2 protein-coding genes are annotated in these 720 nt (G+C 43.2%); one reads left to right on the plus strand and one right to left on the minus strand.

Translation table 11 applies throughout. The features are described from left to right. Positions 1-301: hypothetical protein (locus A3766_RS03865; protein ID WP_231882828.1), on the plus strand; the 301-nt coding region annotated here is incomplete at its 5' end. Between the two features lie 15 nt (positions 302-316). Here A3766_RS03865 and A3766_RS30315 read toward each other — a convergent pair. Continuing rightward, positions 317-720: hypothetical protein (locus A3766_RS30315; protein WP_068515853.1), on the minus strand; the 404-nt coding region annotated here is incomplete at its 5' end.

The raw sequence follows: 720 nt of genomic DNA on the forward strand, positions 1-720 counted from the left end.
GCTAGCTTCTAAACGTTCCTCTTACGGTGAGCACTTGGTAGCCTCGAAGCAGTCTGATGGTTTAGGTATTTATGCGATTAGTCCTGAAAGTCACACCGCTTTATGGGATGAGTATTTAGCTTTTCAACCAGACCTGGCGAGTACCGTACGGGGTTTGGCTTCGCAAAGGGCATTTTTGGAAAACCCTCATGCTGAACTTGCAACCAATCTTGTTTATGCAAGCGCGATAGCCTGGTTGTTGACTCAGTACCGTAAGAATTGTGAGCAAGACCCGGTATCTGGATATGAGGATATTGCCTGATTTTCAAAGCAATTCTTAGAACGGCTTTACCTTGGCTATCTCTTCTTTCAAGCGTCGCTTATATTCATCCTGATCTTCGATATCTTTTAACTTTGCATAGATGGTTTGTAAGTCTTGTTTGTACTGTTTCATCTTCTTTACATCGTCGCTTAAGAAAATCGTATAAGCTTTCATTGAAAAGCCCAAGACCAGGATGAAAGGGAGCGATAGAAGTGAAATGGAATGTAGGGTCAGAACCACTAGCCACTTAAGCAAGCCAGAAACACTGTTCCTGTTATACAACGGTAAAGTGAGGGCGTTGGTCCAGACTGAATAGTTTTTTCGAAGAGCTTCAAGAGCTTTTTTGTGGCCGACCCAAGACGGTGTAAACATCGCAAGTAGATCATAGTCTTTGCCGTTATCGAGCCGAATACGCATAT

Source organism: Oleiphilus sp. HI0132 (assembly GCF_001635845.1).